This is a genomic window from Nocardiopsis sp. M1B1 (genome assembly GCF_052466615.1).
In genome coordinates this window covers 4,342,918-4,360,627 of the sequence record NZ_CP196194.1, presented here as the reverse complement: position 1 = coordinate 4,360,627, position 17,710 = coordinate 4,342,918, and the positions used below count along the sequence as shown (strand labels likewise).

Annotated in this window: 22 protein-coding genes; 15 read left to right on the top strand and 7 right to left on the bottom strand. The window is 70.6% G+C overall.

Annotated features, from left to right (window positions below; genetic code table 11):
* Window positions 1–129: 129 nt before the first annotated feature.
* The 9 genes from ACSTA4_RS18935 (at window position 130) to ACSTA4_RS18895 (ending at window position 8,682) form a co-directional block, all read left to right on the top strand.
* Window positions 130–1,416, top strand: coding sequence for a sensor histidine kinase (locus ACSTA4_RS18935; protein ID WP_444960437.1), 1,287 nt, complete (start codon window positions 130–132; stop codon window positions 1,414–1,416).
* Window positions 1,391–2,050: a response regulator gene (locus ACSTA4_RS18930; protein WP_212643781.1), complete on the top strand. Its 660-nt coding sequence runs from the start codon at window positions 1,391–1,393 to the stop codon at window positions 2,048–2,050. Before ACSTA4_RS18935 ends, ACSTA4_RS18930 begins: the two co-directional genes overlap by 26 nt.
* A 109-nt stretch (window positions 2,051–2,159) precedes the next feature.
* On the top strand, window positions 2,160–2,591 hold the full coding sequence (locus ACSTA4_RS18925; protein ID WP_444960436.1) for a hypothetical protein: 432 nt from the start codon (window positions 2,160–2,162) through the stop codon (window positions 2,589–2,591).
* Window positions 2,592–2,787: 196 nt separating this feature from the next.
* The gene (locus ACSTA4_RS18920) at window positions 2,788–3,492 is read left to right on the top strand and encodes a beta-ketoacyl-ACP reductase (RefSeq protein WP_274973841.1); all 705 of its coding nucleotides are present in this window, start codon (window positions 2,788–2,790) and stop codon (window positions 3,490–3,492) included.
* 85 nt (window positions 3,493–3,577) lie between these two features.
* The gene (gene fabI / locus ACSTA4_RS18915) at window positions 3,578–4,342 is read left to right on the top strand and encodes an enoyl-ACP reductase FabI (RefSeq protein WP_444960435.1); all 765 of its coding nucleotides are present in this window, start codon (window positions 3,578–3,580) and stop codon (window positions 4,340–4,342) included.
* A 207-nt stretch (window positions 4,343–4,549) separates the two neighbouring features.
* Window positions 4,550–5,311, top strand: a complete 762-nt coding sequence (locus ACSTA4_RS18910) for an SDR family NAD(P)-dependent oxidoreductase (RefSeq protein ID WP_444960434.1) — start codon at window positions 4,550–4,552, stop codon at window positions 5,309–5,311.
* Window positions 5,312–5,564: 253 nt separating this feature from the next.
* On the top strand, window positions 5,565–6,824 hold the full coding sequence (locus ACSTA4_RS18905; protein ID WP_444964209.1) for an ABC transporter substrate-binding protein: 1,260 nt from the start codon (window positions 5,565–5,567) through the stop codon (window positions 6,822–6,824).
* Window positions 6,821–7,816, top strand: a complete 996-nt coding sequence (locus ACSTA4_RS18900) for a carbohydrate ABC transporter permease (protein WP_444960433.1) — start codon at window positions 6,821–6,823, stop codon at window positions 7,814–7,816. The genes ACSTA4_RS18905 and ACSTA4_RS18900 overlap by 4 nt, the downstream gene beginning before the upstream one ends.
* A complete protein-coding gene (locus tag ACSTA4_RS18895; protein ID WP_444960432.1) occupies window positions 7,813–8,682 on the top strand; it encodes a carbohydrate ABC transporter permease in 870 nt (289 codons plus the stop codon). The genes ACSTA4_RS18900 and ACSTA4_RS18895 overlap by 4 nt, the downstream gene beginning before the upstream one ends.
* A 91-nt stretch (window positions 8,683–8,773) precedes the next feature.
* Here the strand turns inward: ACSTA4_RS18895 and ACSTA4_RS18890 are convergent, their stop codons facing one another.
* A complete protein-coding gene (locus tag ACSTA4_RS18890) occupies window positions 8,774–10,192 on the bottom strand; it encodes a serine hydrolase domain-containing protein (protein WP_444960431.1) in 1,419 nt (472 codons plus the stop codon).
* Window positions 10,193–10,255: 63 nt separating this feature from the next.
* Between ACSTA4_RS18890 and ACSTA4_RS18885 the strand changes: the two genes are divergently transcribed.
* Entirely contained in the window at window positions 10,256–10,882 is a 627-nt protein-coding gene (locus tag ACSTA4_RS18885) for a TetR/AcrR family transcriptional regulator (RefSeq protein ID WP_444960430.1), read from the top strand.
* Between the two features lie 123 nt (window positions 10,883–11,005).
* Here ACSTA4_RS18885 and ACSTA4_RS18880 read toward each other — a convergent pair whose 3' ends face one another.
* Window positions 11,006–11,479 carry a MarR family winged helix-turn-helix transcriptional regulator gene (locus tag ACSTA4_RS18880; protein WP_444960429.1) on the bottom strand — a complete coding sequence of 158 codons (474 nt, stop codon included), beginning with the start codon at window positions 11,477–11,479 and terminating at the stop codon, window positions 11,006–11,008.
* Between the two features lie 135 nt (window positions 11,480–11,614).
* Between ACSTA4_RS18880 and ACSTA4_RS18875 the strand changes: the two genes are divergently transcribed.
* Window positions 11,615–12,226: a hypothetical protein gene (locus tag ACSTA4_RS18875; RefSeq protein ID WP_444960428.1), complete on the top strand. Its 612-nt coding sequence runs from the start codon at window positions 11,615–11,617 to the stop codon at window positions 12,224–12,226.
* A gap of 35 nt (window positions 12,227–12,261) precedes the next feature.
* Here the strand turns inward: ACSTA4_RS18875 and ACSTA4_RS18870 are convergent, their stop codons facing one another.
* Both ACSTA4_RS18870 and ACSTA4_RS18865 read right to left on the bottom strand, forming a co-directional pair.
* Entirely contained in the window at window positions 12,262–12,474 is a 213-nt protein-coding gene (locus ACSTA4_RS18870; protein ID WP_013153608.1) for a helix-turn-helix domain-containing protein, read from the bottom strand.
* A 200-nt stretch (window positions 12,475–12,674) separates the two neighbouring features.
* Window positions 12,675–13,127 carry an ATP-binding protein gene (locus ACSTA4_RS18865; RefSeq protein ID WP_248771075.1) on the bottom strand — a complete coding sequence of 151 codons (453 nt, stop codon included), beginning with the start codon at window positions 13,125–13,127 and terminating at the stop codon, window positions 12,675–12,677.
* A gap of 314 nt (window positions 13,128–13,441) precedes the next feature.
* On the opposite strand from ACSTA4_RS18865, the gene ACSTA4_RS18860 reads away from it, so the two are divergent.
* From ACSTA4_RS18860 to ACSTA4_RS18845, 4 genes are all read left to right on the top strand, one after another.
* Window positions 13,442–14,257, top strand: coding sequence for a helix-turn-helix domain-containing protein (locus tag ACSTA4_RS18860; RefSeq protein ID WP_248771074.1), 816 nt, complete (start codon window positions 13,442–13,444; stop codon window positions 14,255–14,257).
* Window positions 14,254–14,424: a DUF397 domain-containing protein gene (locus ACSTA4_RS18855; protein WP_248771073.1), complete on the top strand. Its 171-nt coding sequence runs from the start codon at window positions 14,254–14,256 to the stop codon at window positions 14,422–14,424. Before ACSTA4_RS18860 ends, ACSTA4_RS18855 begins: the two co-directional genes overlap by 4 nt.
* 64 nt (window positions 14,425–14,488) lie before the next feature.
* On the top strand, window positions 14,489–14,671 hold the full coding sequence (locus tag ACSTA4_RS18850; RefSeq protein WP_248771072.1) for a DUF397 domain-containing protein: 183 nt from the start codon (window positions 14,489–14,491) through the stop codon (window positions 14,669–14,671).
* A 138-nt stretch (window positions 14,672–14,809) separates the two neighbouring features.
* Window positions 14,810–15,016: a hypothetical protein gene (locus tag ACSTA4_RS18845; RefSeq protein ID WP_212643791.1), complete on the top strand. Its 207-nt coding sequence runs from the start codon at window positions 14,810–14,812 to the stop codon at window positions 15,014–15,016.
* Between the two features lie 115 nt (window positions 15,017–15,131).
* On the opposite strand, the gene tgmC is transcribed toward ACSTA4_RS18845, so the two are convergent.
* The 3 genes from tgmC to tgmA are packed head-to-tail and all read right to left on the bottom strand — an operon-like array spanning window position 15,132 to window position 17,682.
* The gene (gene tgmC, locus ACSTA4_RS18840; RefSeq protein WP_248771071.1) at window positions 15,132–16,307 is read right to left on the bottom strand and encodes an ATP-grasp peptide maturase system methyltransferase; all 1,176 of its coding nucleotides are present in this window, start codon (window positions 16,305–16,307) and stop codon (window positions 15,132–15,134) included.
* Entirely contained in the window at window positions 16,304–17,260 is a 957-nt protein-coding gene (tgmB, locus tag ACSTA4_RS18835; RefSeq protein WP_248771070.1) for an ATP-grasp ribosomal peptide maturase, read from the bottom strand. The genes tgmC and tgmB overlap by 4 nt, the downstream gene beginning before the upstream one ends.
* Window positions 17,260–17,682 carry a putative ATP-grasp-modified RiPP gene (tgmA, locus tag ACSTA4_RS18830; protein WP_444960427.1) on the bottom strand — a complete coding sequence of 141 codons (423 nt, stop codon included), beginning with the start codon at window positions 17,680–17,682 and terminating at the stop codon, window positions 17,260–17,262. Before tgmA ends, tgmB begins: the two co-directional genes overlap by 1 nt.
* Between the last annotated feature and the right edge of the window lie 28 nt (window positions 17,683–17,710).

Here is a 17,710-nt window from a genome sequence, read left to right as displayed (position 1 = left end):
CTGAGTTGCGGGTCCGCCACGCGCCCTTGCCAGCCTGGGCTTTCGCGCGCCGAGCGACGATCGGACCGGGCGGAGCCGGACGCGGCGCGCGCACGGGCCGACCGGGGGCGCCGCCGTAGACTCCCCAGCATGAGGAGCTGGTTGAGCGATCGGGGCAGGGCCGCCAACGCCCTGTTGAACAAGAACCGGGAGTGGTGGTGGGCCCGCCGCCTGACCATCGCCGACTGGCTCTACGCCGTGCTGCCCCTGCCGTTCAGCGGGTTCTTCCAGTTGGCGGGCAGCATGCAGCACGGCATGTTCGGCGGGCTCATCGCCGCCGTTCCCACGGTCCTGGCCTCCTGGAACCTCGGGGGCGCCCTGGCTGTCGGGATGATCCTCTACGCGATCCCGGTCCTGTTCGCCGGGGCGACGGTGCTCCTGCGGCGGAGCTTCCCGCAGTGGATGCTCGTGACCGCGGCCGTGCTGCTGCTGTGCTTCGCCAATTTCATCCCGGCCGCGATCGCCATGTACTCGTACTCGGTCTACCACGCCAACCGGCGCCTGCTGGTGGGCTGGTTCGCCGTGTACAGCCTGGCCATGGTCGCAGCCTACGACGCCAACGTCCTCGGCCAGGTCTTCCTCATCGGCATGCTGCTGGTCGTACCGATGGTCTTCGGCCTGTGGGTGGGCACCCGACGTCAGCTCATCGACCGCCTCCACGAGCGCGCCGAGCGCCTCGAACGCGAACAGCACATGATGGCCGACAAGGCCATCACCGCCGAGCGCACTCGCATCGCCCGGGAGATGCACGACGTGGTCGCCCACCGGGTCAGCCTCATGGTGCTGCACGCGGGCGGGCTGGAGGTCTCCGCCGAGGACCCGCGCACCGTCGAGGCCGCCGGACTCATCCGCACCACCGGCCGTGAGGCCCTCACCGAACTACGCGGCATCCTCGGGGTGCTGCGCGACGACACCGACGCGGCGCCCACCGCGCCCCAACCGGTCCTGTCCGACCTGGACCGCCTGGTCGAGGAGTGGCGCGCCGCCGGGATGCCGATCGACCGAGAGGAGACCGGCCGGGCCCGCCCGCTGCCGACGAGCGCCCAGCGCACCGCCTACCGGATCGTCCAGGAGGGGCTGACCAACGCCGCCAAGCACGCGCCCGGCGCCGCCGTCACCCTGCTCCTGCACTACGCCGACCGCCAACTGGAGGTGGAGGTGGCCAACGCGCCCGGGCGGGGCCCGGCCGCGCCCATGCCCCGCAGCGGTTTCGGCCTGACCGGGCTGCGCGAGCGCGTCGTGCTCTCCGGCGGAAGCCTCAGCGCGGGGGCGTGCCCCGACGGCGGGTGGCGTCTGCGCGCTATCGTGCGAACCGACGATCCATCCGGTACGGAGGAAGAGGTTTCCGAAGGTGATCCGCACGCTCCTGGTCGATGACGAACTCCTGGTCAGATCCGGCCTGCGGATGATCCTGGACTCCGCCCCCGACATCGAGGTGGTGGGCGAGGGCGGCGACGGCGCCGAGGCCGTGCGCTTGGCCGAGGAACTCGTCCCCGACGTGGTGCTGCTCGACATCCGCATGCCGGGCACCGACGGGATCACCGCCGCCGCCCGCCTGACCGCTCTGCCCCGGCCGCCCCGCGTGGTCCTGCTGACCACCTTCGACCTCGACGAGTACGTGCACAGCGCCCTGCGGGCCGGTGCGGTCGGCTTCCTGCTCAAGGACACCCCGCCCCGCGACCTCATCGGCGCGGTGCGCACCGTCCACGAGGGCAACGCGATGCTCGCGCCCAGCGTCACCAAGCGCATGCTCGAACGCTTCGCCGCGCCCGCCCCCGCCGACTCCGCGGCGGGCCGAGCCGAGGCGGTGCGCCGCCTGTCGGTGCTCAGCGAGCGCGAGCGGTCGGTGCTCCTCGCGGTGGCCCGGGGCCGGTCCAATGCCGAGGCGGGCCGCGACCTGGGCATGCGCGAGGCCACGGTCAAGGCCCACGTCAGCCGCATCCTGGCCAAGCTGGACATGTCCAACCGGGTGCAGGCCGCCATCCTGGCCCACGACGCGGGCTGGGCCTGAGGCCCGGACCGGTACGACCGGTGGACCGGCCTCCGGTACGGGACGGGACTGTGTCCCGTCCCGGATAGGGTCGCTGTCGACCTCGTTCCTCCAGGCGAAGGAACCGACCGTGTCACCGCTCCCCTCCTGGCACAGGAAGGTCCTGCCCCGCGTGCTCGGCGGGTGGGGCCTGCTCATGGCCGCCTTCACGGGCAGTTTCGCGGTCAGGCTCACCGAGTCGCCCACGCTCCTGGCGCTGTACGTGTCCGCGGTCCTGCTCTTGTTCGTCTGGTTGGACCGTCTGGGCCTCGTCTTCGGGGAGGACCCGTATCCGGGCTCGTCCGAGCGGCGATCGCCCCCGGGTCACGCACGGCCCCTGTCGGGTATGCGGGCGGGGCTGGGCAACATCGCACTGGTGATCCTGTCCTGGATGGTTCCCCTGGGGTCCGCGCACACCTGGCTGCTGTTCCCCAGCATGATGTTCATCCTTGTGGTCGTCGTCGGCATACCCCAACCACCGGAGGCCGAGGACGGGGAGAAGCAAGAGGACCCGTGGCGGTGACACACCTCACCAACGCCCGCCGTGCTCGGGGCGTCCCCCCTGCGTGTCCGGAATCCCCGCACATGGGCGGATCGGCGCCCCTGTTCGCCTCGGTTGCGTCTACCGCCGGGTAGCTCGGTACGCTGCAATGCGATCCCACCCCCCGCAACACCACGTCGTGGCTGATCACAGCAGCCGCAGGAGAAGAGGAGCCCCTATGTCGCGCTCGGTACTGGTCACCGGCGGCAGCCGTGGAATCGGCCTGGCCATCGCCCGTGAGCTGGCCGCGGGCGGAGACGACGTCGCGGTGACCTACCGCTCCGGTGAGCCCCCGGAGGGCCTGCTGGGTGTCCGCTGCGACATCACCGACTCCGCCCAGGTCGACGCCGCCTTCAAGGAGGTCGAGGAGGCGCAGGGCCCCGTCGAGGTGCTCGTGGCCAACGCCGGCATCACCAAGGACCAGCTGCTGGCCCTGATGAGCGAGGACGAGTTCTCCTCCGTGCTGGACACCAACCTCACCGGCGCCTACCGCGTGGCCAAGCGCGCCGTGCGCGGCATGATGCGCAAGCGCTCGGGCCGCATCGTCCTCATCTCCTCCGTCGTGGGCCTCCTCGGCTCCGGCGGTCAGGCCAACTACGCCGCCTCCAAGGCCGGGCTCGTCGGCTTCGGCCGCTCCCTGGCCCGCGAGCTGGGTTCGCGCAACATCACGGTCAACGTCGTCGCCCCCGGCTTCATCGAGACCGACATGACCGCGGCCCTGTCCGAGGAGCGCCAGGCCGAGATCAAGAAGAACGTCCCGCTGGGCCGCCTCGGCTCCTCCGAGGACATCGCTAGGACGGTGGGCTTCCTCGCCGGGCCCGGCGGCGCCTACATCTCCGGCGCCGTGATCCCCGTCGACGGCGGCCTGGGCATGGGCCACTGACCGGGTTCGCCCCCCCTTTTTTCCTCCAGCCACCGGAAGGGCTCCCCTTCCGCAACGGATCACAGACAGGACGGACGACCCGAACATGGGAATCCTCGAAGGCAAGCGCATCCTCGTCACCGGGGTGCTCACCGACTCCTCCATCGGCTTCCACGTGGCCCGCCTGGCCCAGGAGCAGGGCGCCACGGTCGTGCTCACCGGCTACGGCCGCCTGAGCCTGGTGGAGCGCATCGCCAAGCGCCTGCCCGAGACGCCCCCGATCCTGGAGCTGGACGTCACCGACGACGAGCAGCTCGCCACCCTGGCCGCCCGCGTCGGCGAGCACGTGGACGGCCTCGACGGCGTCGTGCACTCCATCGGCTTCACCCCGCAGGACGCCCTGGGCGGCAACTTCCTCAACACCGAGTGGTCGGACGTGGCCACGGCCATGCACACCTCGACCTTCTCCCTGAAGTCGCTGACCACCTCGCTGCTGCCTCTGATGAAGGACGGCGGCTCGGTCGTGGCCCTGGACTTCGACAACAGCGTCTCCTACCCCATCTACGACTGGATGGGCGTGGCCAAGTCCGCGCTGACCTCCACCGCCCGCTACCTGGCCCGCTACGTCGGCGACCAGAACATCCGGGTCAACCTGGTCTCCGCCGGACCGCTGAGCACCATGGCCGCCCGCAGCATCCCCGGGTTCTCCGAGCTGGCCAAGCACTGGCCCGAGCGCGCCCCGCTGGGCTGGGACGTCACCAACCCCGAGCCCGCGGCCAAGGCGGTCGTGGCGCTGCTGTCGGACTGGTTCCCCGCCACCACCGGCGAGATCGTCCACGTCGACGGCGGCTTCCACTCCACCGGGGCCTGACCGCCCCGAACGCACCGGCTCCGGCTCCTCCGGAACCGGTGCCCCGGCACACGCGTGCGATAGGTTGACGCGGGCGGGCCACCCCCAGGGGCGGCCCGCCCGTCTGCCGTCGCGGGGCGGTTGCGGCGGCTGCCCGCCGTGTGCCCGAAGCGGCGCGTGCGCCCCCGGCAGGCGGCCGTGCGAGCCGAGAGCGAAGGGGACGGGGCAATGGATCTGGGACTGAAGGGGGCGCGGGTCGCCGTGACCGGCGCCAGCAGGGGGATCGGCCGGGCCATCGCCCAGCTGTTCGCCGCCGAGGGCGCCGACCTCGCGATCTGCGCGCGCACCCCCGAACCGCTGTCCGAGGCGGCCCGCGAGCTGGAGCGGACCGGCGCCCGCGTGTTCTCGCGTGCCCTGGACGTCACCGACCACGACGCGCTGCCCTCCTTCGTCGAGGACGCGGTGGCCGGGCTCGGCGGCCTGGACGTGCTGGTCTCCAACGTCTCCGGCGGCAGCGCGCCCACCCCCGACCAGTGGGAGCGCGGCTTCGCGGCCGACCTGATGCCCTTCGTGCGCCTGACCGAGGCGGCCAAACCCCACCTGCTGGCCTCCGAGCGCGGCGGCTCGGTGGTGCTGATCTCCAGCACCTCGGCGCTGCACACCACCGTGCCCGCCGGACCGCGCTCCTACGGCGCGGTCAAGGCCGCGCTCAACCACCACGCGTCCTCGCTGGCCCGCGCCTGGGCGGGGGAGGGGGTGCGGGTCAACACCGTCTCGCCCGGACCGATCGAGTTCCCGGGCGGAGGCTGGGCGCGCCGCCGCGAGAACGACCCGGGGTTCTACGAGTCCGTCCGCGAACGCATCCCCTACGGCCGCCTCGGCCACCCCGAGGAGGTCGCCCGCGCGGTGGCCTTCCTGGCCAGCCCGGCCGCGGCCTACGTCACCGGACAGAACCTGATGGTGGACGGCGGTTTCCTCGACCGGATCTGAGCGCGCCCCGCCGCGGCCGGACTCACCGCACCGCGGCGGCGCACTCCGGTTCCCCGTTTTCTTCGCTTTTTGTCGGACCGGAATCCGTGCCCTCGGCGTGACCAGCCCCTGCGGACCACGACTTCATGTCGTGGTCCTTTTCGTATTGACGGTGGCCTTTTCCGGTGTGAATGATGACAAAGGTTTTAATCATGTGACTTACGACACCCAGGGCGGTGCGGTGGAGCACGAGGACCGTCCGGAGAGGAAGCTCATGCGGTCACGCTGGCGGTCGATCCCGGCGGCTCTGGGACTGGTGCTGGTCGCCTCGGCCTGCGGCGGGGGAGGAGAGGACGGGGCCGCACAGGTCGAGGTCTTCTCCTGGTGGACCGGCGGCGGGGAGGAGGCCGGGCTCAACGCGCTCATCGAGCGGTTCGAGCAGGACCACCCCGACGTCGAGTTCGTCAACGCGGCGGTGGCCGGGGGATCGGGCACCAACGCCCAGGCCGTCCTGGAGGGCAGGCTCCAGAGCCAGGACCCGCCCGACTCCTTCCAGGGGCACGCCGGGGCCGAGCTCCAGGACTACATCGAGGCGGGCTACCTCCAGCCGCTCGACGACTTCTTCGACGAACAGGGCCTGCACGAGGCCCTGCCCGAGCAGTTGGTCGAACAGATCTCCTACGACGGCAGCGTCTACTCCGTCCCCGTCAACATCCACCGCTCCAACGTCATGTGGTTCAACCCCTCGCTGCTGGAGGAGGCCGGGGTCGAGGAGCCCCCGCAGACCCTGGACGAACTGCTGGACGCGCTGGAGGCCGTGGAGGCCGAGACCGACGCCATCCCCATGGCGGTCGGCGCGCAGTGGACCGTGGACCACCTCCTGGAGTCGGTGCTGCTCGGCTCGCTGGGCACCGACGCCTACAACGCCCTGTGGGAGCCGGGCGCGGACTGGGACACCCCCGAGGTCGCCGAGGCGCTGGCCACCTTCGAGGAGATCATGGCCTACACCCAGGAGGAGTCGGCCGCCGAGGACTGGCAGGAGGCCACCCGTCGCGTCTCCGACGGCGAGGCCGCGTTCAACATCATGGGCGACTGGGCCGCGGGCTACTTCGACGAACTGGGAGCGGTCCCGGGCCAGGACTACGACTGGGCCGCCTCACCCGGCACGGACGGCACCTACATGTGGCTGTCGGACAGCTTCACCCTGCCCCAGGGCGCCCCGCACGAGGAGCAGGCCCGCGCCTGGCTGGAGCTGGTGGCCAGCCAGGAGGGCCAGGACCTCTTCAACCCGCTCAAGGGGTCCATCCCGGCCCGTGAGGACGCGGACCCGGCCAACTACGCCGCCAGCCCCTACCTGGAGTCGGCGCTGGAGGAGTGGCAGTCCGGGCCCGAGCTGGCGGGGTCCTTCTGGCACGGGGTGACCGTGGGCAACCGGTGGAAGAACGAGATCGACACCGCGGTCGGCCTCTACCTCCAGAACGAGGACCTGGACGCCCTCAACGACGCCCTGCACGCGGCCGCGCAGAGCGAATGAGCACCCTTTCCCCACGACCCGGGGCCGCGTCCGACCGCGGCCCCGGGCGCGCCCGCCCCGGCGGCGACCGCCGCCACCCGAGCCGGGGGCGCCGCCTGCTGACCCGGGCACGGACCTGGCTGCCCGGCCTGCTGCTGGTATCCCCCTCCATCCTGCTCATCGGCGTGTTCGTCTACGGGATGATCGGCTGGAACACCCAGCTGGCGCTCAGCGACAAGCACAAGCCCATCGACGACGGCGAGTTCGTCGGCCTGGCCAACTTCGTCGCCCTGTGGCAGGAGGAGCGCTGGCCCGCCGCCGTGGCCAACGCGGTCGTGTTCACGGTGGTGTTCGTCGGCGGCGCCCTGCTGCTCGGCTGGCTCCTGGGCCTGCTGCTGGACAAGGGCATCCGCGGCGAGGCCGTCTTCCGCACCCTGTTCCTGGCGCCGATGGCGGTGTCCTTCATCGCCACCGGCGTGGTGTGGCGGTGGCTGATGAACCCGGCCCCGGCCGAACGCGCCACCGGCCTGAACGCCCTGTTCGTCCACCTCAACCTGGACTTCCTGGTCAACGACTGGTGGACCGCGCCCGACCTCGGCATGGCGGCGATGGCCCTGCCCGCGGTCTGGCAGCTCGCGGGCTACATCATGGCCCTGTTCCTGGCCGGGTTCCGCGGTGTGCCCGAGGAGCTGCGCGAGGCCGCCCGGGTGGACGGCTGCTCGGAGTGGGGCGTGTACTGGCGCGTGGTCATGCCGCAGCTGCGGCCGGTCGTGCTGAGCGCGGTCATCATCCTGGGCCACATGTCCCTCAAGGTGTTCGACCTGGTCATCGCGATCGCCGGACAGCAGATCGTCGCCGACGTGCCCGCCGTGTACATGTGGACGACCGTGTTCGAGGTGCGCGACCCGGCCAAGGGCGCCACCATCGCCGCCTACCTGCTCATCGCGGTGGCGGTGTTCGTCATCCCCTACCTGGTGTGGACCGTGCGCAAGGAACGGAGCGAAGGTCGATGACCGCGAGCGCCCCCGAACGTGTGACCGCCCCCGGAGGCGGGGCGGCCGGGACGACCCGGAGCGGACAGGCGGTCAAGGCCGCCGTCCTGGTGGTGCTGGCCGCGTTCTTCCTGCTGCCGATGTACGTACTGGTGGTCACCGGCTTCAAGCCCTTCGACGAGGCCTCCGCCGCGCAGGCCTGGCTGCTGCCGCGGAACTGGAGCCTGGAGGGGTGGACGACGGCCTGGACCGAACTGGCCCCCGGGCTCTGGAACAGCGTGCGCATGGTGGTGCCCAGCGCGGTCATATCGGCGGTGCTGGGCTCGCTCAACGGCTACGTGCTGGCCCGGTGGCGCTTCCCCGGTGCCGACACCGTCTTCACCCTGTTCCTGTTCGGGATGTTCATCCCCTACCAGGCGGTGATGATCCCGTTGCAGCAGTTGCTGGTGAACGCCCAGCTCATGGGCGGGGTGTTCCCGCTGATCCTGGCGCACACCGTCTACGGCATCCCGATCTGCACGCTCATCTTCCGCAACTACTACGCGAGCATCCCGCCGACCCTGATCGAGGCCGCCCGCGTGGACGGGGCCGGGCTGCTGCGCACCTACGCCCTGGTGGTGCTGCCGGTGTCGGCCCCGGCCTTCGCCGTGACGCTGATCTGGCAGTTCACCTCCGCCTGGAACGACTTCCTGTTCGCCGTGTTCCTGACCGGCCCCGCGAGCTGGCCGGTGACGGTGCAGCTCAACAACGTGGCCGGGTCGATGGTGGTGCCCTACAACCAGCAGATGGCGGCCGCGGTGCTGGCCTCGCTGCCCACGCTCGTCATCTACCTGCTGCTGGGGCGCTACTTCATGCGCGGACTGATGGCGGGCGCGCTCAAGGGCTGATCGCTCCGCCCCGGTACCGGGTCCCGGTCCCGGTGCCGGACCGGCACCGGGGGCCGGGGGCCGAACCGGCCCCGGACCGTGATCCCGGAGATCAGGCCTGTGCGCGGTCGCCGCGCCGGTGCGCCAGCGGGCGCAGGACCACGACGGCCGCGCCGAGCGCACCCGCCGCCAGCGTCGCCGCCGTCACGTCGGGAAGCCACGTCAGCGCCGGGCGCGGGCCGTGGCTCGCCGCCACCCCCACCGCGGCGGCCACCGCGACCAGTCCCAGTGCCGACCACAGCGCGCTCGCCCACCGGCGGGGCCGCCGCACCCGCACGGCCGCGACGGCGCCCGCGCCCAGCGCCGCCGCGGCTGCCGTGGGCGTCCACACCGACGCCAGGTACAGCGGGTCGGTGCCGGGGGAGGAGGGGGAGTCCCCGCCCGCGAGCATGTGGGCCAACCCGAAGGCGACCGCCTGGATTCCGTTGTCACGCAGCATGTCGTAAGTGTTCTGCAGGACCACCACCGCCCTCTCACGTTCGGGCAGCACCACCACGATCGCCGCGTACCCCGGGGTCGAACCGCCGTGGAAGACGATCGGCTCACCCAGGTCGGACAGGGCGGTGTCGCGCCAGCCCAGGCCGTACTCCTGCGCCGAACCGGGGACCGGGACCAGCCCCGTGCGGGCCCGCTCCAGCGCGACGGCGTCCAGCACGGGCGGCTCCGTCACCACCTGCGCCCGCGCGAACGCGGCCAGGTCGGCGACGTCCCCGCCCAGGTAGCCGTAGGCGGCTCCCTCGTCGTCCACGCCGTCGGCGTCGGCCACCGGCACGCCCCACAGCGTGCGGTGCCCCGGGCTCAGCCCGGCCTCCCGCGCCTGTGCCGCGCTGGTGAAGACGCCGTCCATCCCCGTCGGCTCCAGCACGCTCTCGCGCAGGTACCCGCGGAAGTCGCCGGTCACCTCCTCCATGACGGCGCCCAGCACGAGGTAGTTCGCGCTGCTGTACTCGTGCGTGCCCGGGTTCCCCGGCTCCGAGGCGGCGATGCGCGCCACCCGCGCGTCCAAGTCCGGGGCCCGCTCGCCGTAGAGGTCGCTGGTGGCGGCGGCGGTGCGCCCGGTGAGCCCCGAGGTCTGGGTGAGCAGGTCGCGCACGGTGGGGTCGGCGCCGAACTCCGCGAAGACCGGCAGGTACTCCTCGACCGGGGCGTCCAGGTCCAGACGCCCCTCCCCGGCAAGGACCAGCGCGGCGGTGGCGGTCACGGGCTTGGCCACCGACCCCCACAGGAACGGGGTGTGCTCGTCCACCGGGGCGCCGTCGCCGTCCACGCCGAAGGTCCCCTGCTGCTCGACGCCCCCGGGGCCGACCACGGCGTAGGCCAGCCCGGGGGTGTTGGTGGCGGTCATGCGTTCTTGGACGTAGGCGTCCATTGCGGCGGAGTCGGTGGGAGCTGCGTCGTCCGGTGGGGCTGTGACCACGGGGGACAGGGCGAGCAGCAGGGCGAGGGGGACGTGGGTGAGGGGGAGGGGCATGAGGAGGCCTTTCGATAACCGTATGCTCATACGATTATGACCGTACCATGATACGGTTATCCGGTGCCGAGAACCGCAGACCACGCCCAGAGGCGCACGCAGATCACCGGCGCCGTGTGCGAGCTGATCGCCGAACGGGGGCTGGACGCCGTGACCGTGGCCCGCACGGCCGCGCGCGCGGGGATCTCCGTCGGGCTCGTGCAGCACTACTTCCCGTCCAAGGACGACATGCTGCTGCACGCGTTCGAGCGGGTCAGCACGGCCGTCGCCACCCGCGTCGCGGACGTGGTCAGTGAGGGGACCCGGCACGAGAGGACCATTTCGGAGATCCTGCTGGCCGCGCTGGCCGAGCACCTGCCGCTGGACGAGCCCCGCCGGGCGGAGTTCCGGGTGATCCGCGTCTTCGCCGGACGGGCCCTGGAGAACCCGGCCCTGGCCGAGGTGGACGCGCGCACGGCGGACGCGCTGCACGCCGAGATCGCCCGGGCGGTGCGCAACGGCGTGGAGTGCGGCGAGGTGGAGGCGGACGTGGACGCCGCCGCGTCCGCCTCCCGCGTCGCCGCCGTGGCCGAGGGGCTGGCCACCCAGGTCTACCGGGGCGGGCCCGGAGCCGCCGAGCGCGTCCGGGAGGCCTTGCGCGCGGAACTGGGCTCGGTGTTCACGGGAGAGTGCCGCCAGTACGCGCGCTGAGCCGCCGACCCCGGCCGCGCTCCCGGCCTCGGCGGCGGTGTTCCCTCTGGAACGGCCGGAGTCTCCGAAGTGCTCCCGGAGGTCGCTGTTCCCCCGGAGCGGGGACCACGGTCCTGCTGCCGGTCACTTCCCTGGTTCGGACTCGCTGAGCCGCCGGGTCTGCGTGTGCAGGATGTCGATGGTCTTCGTGACGTAGTCGGTGATCACGGCGAGTTCGGCCTCGTCGTACCCGGCCATCAGCTCGCCCATCGCCCGCGACAGCCCCGCGAAGGCGTCGGCGTGGTCGGGCCGCGCCTCGACGTCCGCCGAGACGAGCACGCGCCGCCGGTCGGCGGGGTCGGGAACGCGCTGCACGTAGCCCAGGCGGTGCAGCCGGTCGACGAGTCCGGTGACGGCTCCGGGGGTCAGACCGGTCAGCTCGGCCAGCGCGCCTGCCGTGAGCGGGCCCTCGCGTTCGATCAGGCCCAGTGCGCGGTGGTCGAGCGCGCGCAGTCCCAGGCGTTGGCCGACGGCCTCGTGGAAGAGCACGACGGCGGTGCTGAGCTGCCGTCCGAGGTCGCTGCCGTCCCCGGCCGCGTCGCTGTCCCTGCTGTCCATGCTCCGACGCCCCTTCTCCGGTGCACCGCCTTCTCCTGCCTGCGGTGAACTTCTTTCAGGCTATCGAATATTTTAGTTTAGTGAACTAAAGTAAATATCCGACAGGCACCGCCACCGCGAACCGGGAGAGCGACGATGACGGAGAGAGCCACCATCCCCGAGCTGACCTGGCGCGCACACCTGCGGCTGGCCCTGGAGCCTCCGCGCTGGGCGCTGGCCTTCTACGTCCGCCACCTGCCCCTGGTGGTGGGCCTCTCCCTGGTCCCGGCGGTCGAACGCTTCGGGGTGGCGCTGTGGGGCGACGCGCTGGCGACGCCCTCGCGCGTGGCTCTGGAGGTGCTCGCCCAAGGGGTGCGGGTGGTGCTGATCGTCCTCGTCATCCGCATCGCGATCCTCAAGGACGAGCGGGTCCGGGAGGGGAGGCGTCTGGGCGACGGCCGTCGCGTCCGGGCGTTCCTCGACCACCGGTGGCCCGGCCTGCTGTGGCAGGGGGTGCTGCTGCTCGCGCTGTTCGGCCTCTTCTCCGTCGTCCCCGAGCAGATCGTGCCCCTGTGGATTCCCGCCTCGGGGCAGGACCTCTACTGGGCGCTGCTGCTCGCGGTCAAGAACGTCACGGTCATCGCCGTCACCCTCGTCTGGATGGTCGGCGCGGTCCGTCAGATGCTCATCGAGGGCGGGCGTCTGCTGGAGGGGGTGCCCGGGCCCGAGGTTGAGCCCGGGCCCGGACCCGGCCCCGATGAGGCGTGAGAGGGCGGAAGGCGGAGGGTGGTCTTCGCGCGGGTTCACGGGGAGGTCGGGGGGTCTGGCTGGTTGAGGAGGGTGGCGATGTGTTCTTTGGGGTAGCGGCGTGCTCCGCCGGGGGTGCGGAAGGGTTTGAGGACGTTGTCCCATTCGCCTCGGTGCAGGCTGCGGGGTCGGATGTTGAAGAGGGCAGCGACTTCGCTGGGGGTGAGGACGTCGGGGCGGCCGTCGAGGAGGTAGCTGTAGTCGGGCATGAGGGGCTTTCCGTGTCTTCGGAGGTTCGGTACTCGGCGCTGGGTGTTGTGCGGGTGGTTGGTGGGGTGGCCCCGCCCTCCCGGGGAAGGGGAGGGCGGGGCTTCGGGCCGGTGTACTTCGCATCGGCCCGTCCGCACCGGCCCGGGGGACAGGTCGGGTGGTGCGGAGCCTGGAAGGGCTCGCCTGCCGGGGAAGCGGGCTACCAGGGGAAGACGGCACGGACGGTGATCGCGCCGCAGGAGTGCTGCTTCCAGTCCCAGTAGGAGCACAGGGCTTCGACCAGGCGTAGGCCGTTGCCGCTGGGGCGCAGGGGTTCGAGGCTGGGCACGCGCGGGAAGCTGGGTTGTTCTCCGGGGCGGGGGCCGTTGTCGGTGACGCGGAGTTCGAGGTGGCGTGGGGTGCGTTCGATCTCGACGCGGATGCTGCCTCCGGGGAGCCCGGAGGCCGAGTGACGCAGGGCGTTGGTGGTCATCTCGGAGACGGCGATGCCGACGGGTTCGGCCAGGCTGGGGCGGGAGCGAGTGGCTTGGACGGCCCAACGGCGGGCGATCTTGACGTGACCGAGTTCGGGGCCGAGCAGAATGCCTGAGTTGGTGTCGGTTCCGCACAGTCGGCGTGGAAGCGGGATGGGCGGAACGGTAGACTTTTGCATGTTTCACCTCGGGGGTTTCGGGGTGGAGCGCCTTGCCTCGGGGACCGCCTTCGACTTCGGTCTCCGGGGCTTCTTTTTGGCCGGTGTGTCATATTTCAAGGCTTTCTACACACCACAAGGCTTCTGCGGTGCAGTGTGAAGAATCCTCCGGATTCCACAACCGGTTCTCCGTGATCACACGATCTCTCAGTGAAGTAGCCAGTTCAAGAGACTTCGCAAAACCGTCGTGTGATTGGAGATTCCACAGAAGGCTCCTCCCTAGGGGAGAAAAACCTGTGTAATATGTTTCTCCCAGTGAAGTCATGGAGGAACACGTGACGAAGCGACCCCCCGACCCCGCGTGGAAGCACTTCGGGAAGCAGATGCGGAAGCACCGCGATGCCCTTGGCCTGCTGCAAGTCGACATCGCCAAGGTGCTCGGCGTCGTCGGAAGCTGTTACTCCTCATGGGAGACCGGCGCCCGTAAGGTCGATGAGAAGCACGTCAACAAGCTGGACGAAGCCCTGAAAGCCGGAGGGCGCATCGCCGAGGAGTGGGAGAAAGCCAGCCGTCAGGTGAAAACGCCGTTCCGGTTTGCGGAGTTGCCTGAGTTGGAGGGGGCGGCCACCCAGATCCGAGAGTTCCAACCGCTGGTGTTTCCCGGCTTGCTCCAGACTAAGGAGTACGCTCGCGCGGTCTTCGAAGACATCTTCCCGGGGATGGCTTCGGCTTCGATTGACCAACTTGTGCAGGGGCGTATGGCCCGGCAGTGCCTCCTGGAGGAGGAGCCCCGGCCGCTGATGCTCTTCCTCATCACTGAGGCGGTGTTCCATCAGCAAGTCGGGAACCGTGGTCCAGAGTTGCTGCATGAGCAGGTGCAGCGTGTTCTCCGCGAGATGGAGAGCGGTAGTGTACGTGTGCAGACCATCCCCCGGGGCACTAAGAGGCACTACGGAAGCGGGGGGCCTTTCCGGCTGTACACCTTCGCGGATGAACCCTCGATAGCTTCTGCGGAGTACATGACCGGTGAGGCAGTGATCAGCGACAAGGACCGGTATCAGGAGTGCGTGACCACCTTCGGGCTTCTCCAAGGAGAAGCACATTCGGAGTCGGCGTCACTCCAGATGGTGCGAGAGATGGTTGAGCGATGACGGAACGTGTGTGGCACAAGGCCAGCTACAGCAGCGGTAGCGGAAGCTGCGTCGAGGTTAGTGAGGGCTCTGAGACACTGGTTCGGGACACCCAGAACCGGGAGCTGGGCTACCTGTCGGCTCAGGCTTCCGAGTGGACGGCCTTGCTCGCGGCCGTGCGCGGCTAGTAGCCAGAGCCCTGTCTCCTCGGCGGTTCCTCGAAATCCTTCATGTGAGCATGAAAGGTCTGTGATGAGCAGCGAGAACAGTTCATGGCACAAGTCCAGCTACAGCGATGGCCGCGGTGGAGACTGCGTGGAGGTCGCGGAAGGGCCTACCACCCACGTTCGTGACACCCAGAACCGGGGGCTGGGCCATCTGTCGGCCGAGGCCTCGGAGTGGACGGCGCTACTGGCTGCGGTGCGCGTCCAGTAGCGAAGTACCTCGATCCGGCCCTGCCCGCGCCTGGGCAGGGCCGGTTTCTGTTTCCCACCCGTCGCCCGCTCCGCACCAGCCACGCATACACCGCCAAACCGGGCCCACAACCGGTCATACCTGGCTACGGTGTCCACCATGGCTACTCACGAGGAGCTGTCCTCCCGCTATCCCGACGTCCTCTTCACCAACCTGCCACCCGGCGCCCACGGCACTGGAGCGGTCTGGGAGGTCCGGTCCCGCGGCTCCGACACGATCATCATGTACGCGCACACCGACGAGCAGGCCGACCGGTACGCGAAAGTCGTCGCCCGAGCCGTCAAGTATCCCGGCCAGATGGGATGACGACGCCCCGCGCCTGATCCTCCAGGCGCGGACCGCCGTCGTACGGCACGCGAGCAGACGGCAGGGGATCGCCTCCCCCCGGCCCTGGCCCCGGCCCGCTACAGCACCGGTCCCCTCACACCGGCAGCTTCCACGACGGCCCTCCCGGCGACCCCAGCCACACCCGCTGTTCCCGTGGTGACACGGTGAGGCCGAACTCGGACACCGAGGGCTCACCCAGCGCCCTCCACCACCGGACGCTGTTCTCGACGCGGTCCCAGAGGTTGACCGGCCCGTGCTGGCTCACCCTGGTTCCGTCTGCGTCCTCGTCAACCAACGCCCACGATCCGGTTCCGATATCGCGCACACCGCGGCTCGGTCCGACCACCATCGGTACGGCCTCGGGAACGGTGAGCTGGACCACGAACCGCCCCGTCCAGTCATCGAGTACTTCGGCCCCCACATCCGTGGAACGCTGGGGCACGTTCGGCCCCAGTACGAGCGGCGCCTCCGCCGGTGCCCGCATCGACCGTGCCATCATGAACGACCTCTGCACGGGCAGGAACCGGCCCCGCATGGTTCCGTCCTCCTCGGCTTCCAGCAGCACCTGTGCGTTGGCGCCCAGCCATCCCGCCAAGGTCACGAGGACCTTCGCCCCCGGCCCGACCTGCCCGAGCCAGGGCAGGGGGACGAACCGGAACGCGCACGTGGCGATGATCCGGTCGTAGACCACATCCTCCCCGTCGTCCCAACGTTCCCCCAGGGCCCAGCCGCCGCCGTACCCGTCCTGGACCAGCAGACGAGGGCGGTAGCCGACGTGGGCCAGCGCCTTCTCGGCCCGCGCCGCCACCCCGGCGTCCACCTCCACCGAGGTCACCCGCTCCTGGCCCAGCCGGTGGCACAACAACGCGGTGGAGTACCCGGTTCCGGTCGCGACCTCAAGAACCCTCTGGCCGTCCCGCACGTCCAGGTCTTCGAGCATCCCCACCACCAGACTCGGCAGGGACGAGGACGATGTCGGCGCTCCCACCGACGGCGGGTGCGGGTCGGCGGCGTCGACCCCCTCCACCTGCGTGACCCACGTGTCGTCCTGGTAGACCATCGTCAGCCAGTCCGCCTCCGACAGGTCCGAGCGGCGGACCACCCGCCACAGGCCTTCCCGGTCGAGCTGGTACACGGCCCCGCCCACGAACACCTCGCGCGGGACCGTTTCGACCGCCTCTTTCCACCCGCTCCCGCGCAGTACCCCGTTGGCGTGCAGCTCCTGCGCCAGCGCGAGGCGCAACCGCTGCCCCGTCACGTCCTCACTCATGCACGGCCCTTCTCCAGTCGGTCGGCAAGCGCCATTGTGATGCCCCGGACGGTGCCGGGGTCCAGGAAGGCCCACTGGCCGTTGGGGTTGCACTCCAGCATCGCCCAACCGCCGTTCGCGCGCAGGGCGAAGTCGAAGGCGCCGAAGACCAGCCCGAACTCGGTGAGGTAGGACCGCACCGCTGAGGCGACCTCGTCGGGGACGGGTACGGGGGTGAAGGTCAGCACCGAGTAGTCCGCCCGCCAGTCGACCCCGGCGGCCCCGTCGATACGGACCGCGAACAACCGGCCGCCCACCGCGGTGAGGCGGATGTCGGCGACCTTGTCGATTTGTGCCTGGAACAGGTGAGCGGCGCTGGCCACCGACCCGTCCAGATCTTCGATCCTCACCGAGCGGACCCAGATGACGCGCCCGGTCCCGTCCTCGGCGCTGTAGCGGCTGTTCCACAGCGGCTTGTACACCACGGGCATGTGCTCAGCCGTGAACGCGCGTGCGGCCTCGGGGGCGTTGGTGACGAGGGTGGGCGGGACCGAGAAACCGCATCGTGCGGCCGCGGCCAACTGGGCGGGTTTGGACTCGGCGTCGCGGTTGCGCCAGGGATGGTTGACGTACAGGGCCCCGGGGACGCAGGCCAGCACACCACCCAGGCCCCAACGGGACTGCTCTTGTACCCATGCCCTGTCCTGTGCGTCCAGGTGCTCCGGAGCGGGGTAGGGAGAGGGGCGGCGCCAGTACACCGACCGCACCCGGGCCATGTCCACCGCGCCGGTGGACGCTTCCATGCGTCCGTTCATCCCTTCGGCCCCGAAGGCCGCGGTCACCGTCAGCGCGTGGGGAAAGCCACCGGGGTCCAGTCGGAGGACCGGGACGCCACGGCTATTGAGTTCGGTGATCACCAGGTCGGCGGTGGGATCGTCCGCCCCGGTGATCACCAGGACCCGGCGTTCGCCCACTAGTCGGCGACCCAGTCGTGGTTGGTGTCGGTGCGGGTGCCCTGTGGGCCGTTTCCGTCGCCACCGACAGCCGTCTGGTAGGGGGAAGCCTGCGACTTGTTCGTCCCGTGGTCACCGGCTTCGACGGGGGTGCCGGTCGGGTCGAGGTAGCGGCCGGTCTGCGTGGTGGGGTCCACCTCGACGCGGTCGTAGCGGAGTGGCTCGGTCGGGGGGAACGGTTCCATGCGGGACAGCCCCCACGGTCGCGCCGTCGGGTGAGGGTTCTGGTTCACGGTGTCTCCCGGGGAAGGAGGAGCGACGTCTCCGATGAACGTAATTCCTTGATCGCTTTCTGTCAGCGGGATTGGCCGAACCCGGTCAGCTGACCTGCACAGTCGGCTGGCCAGCTTGCCGTGCGCGCCTGCTGGCGGCCGAGGGAGCATCCCCGCGTGCGCGGGGCGCGTGCTTCCC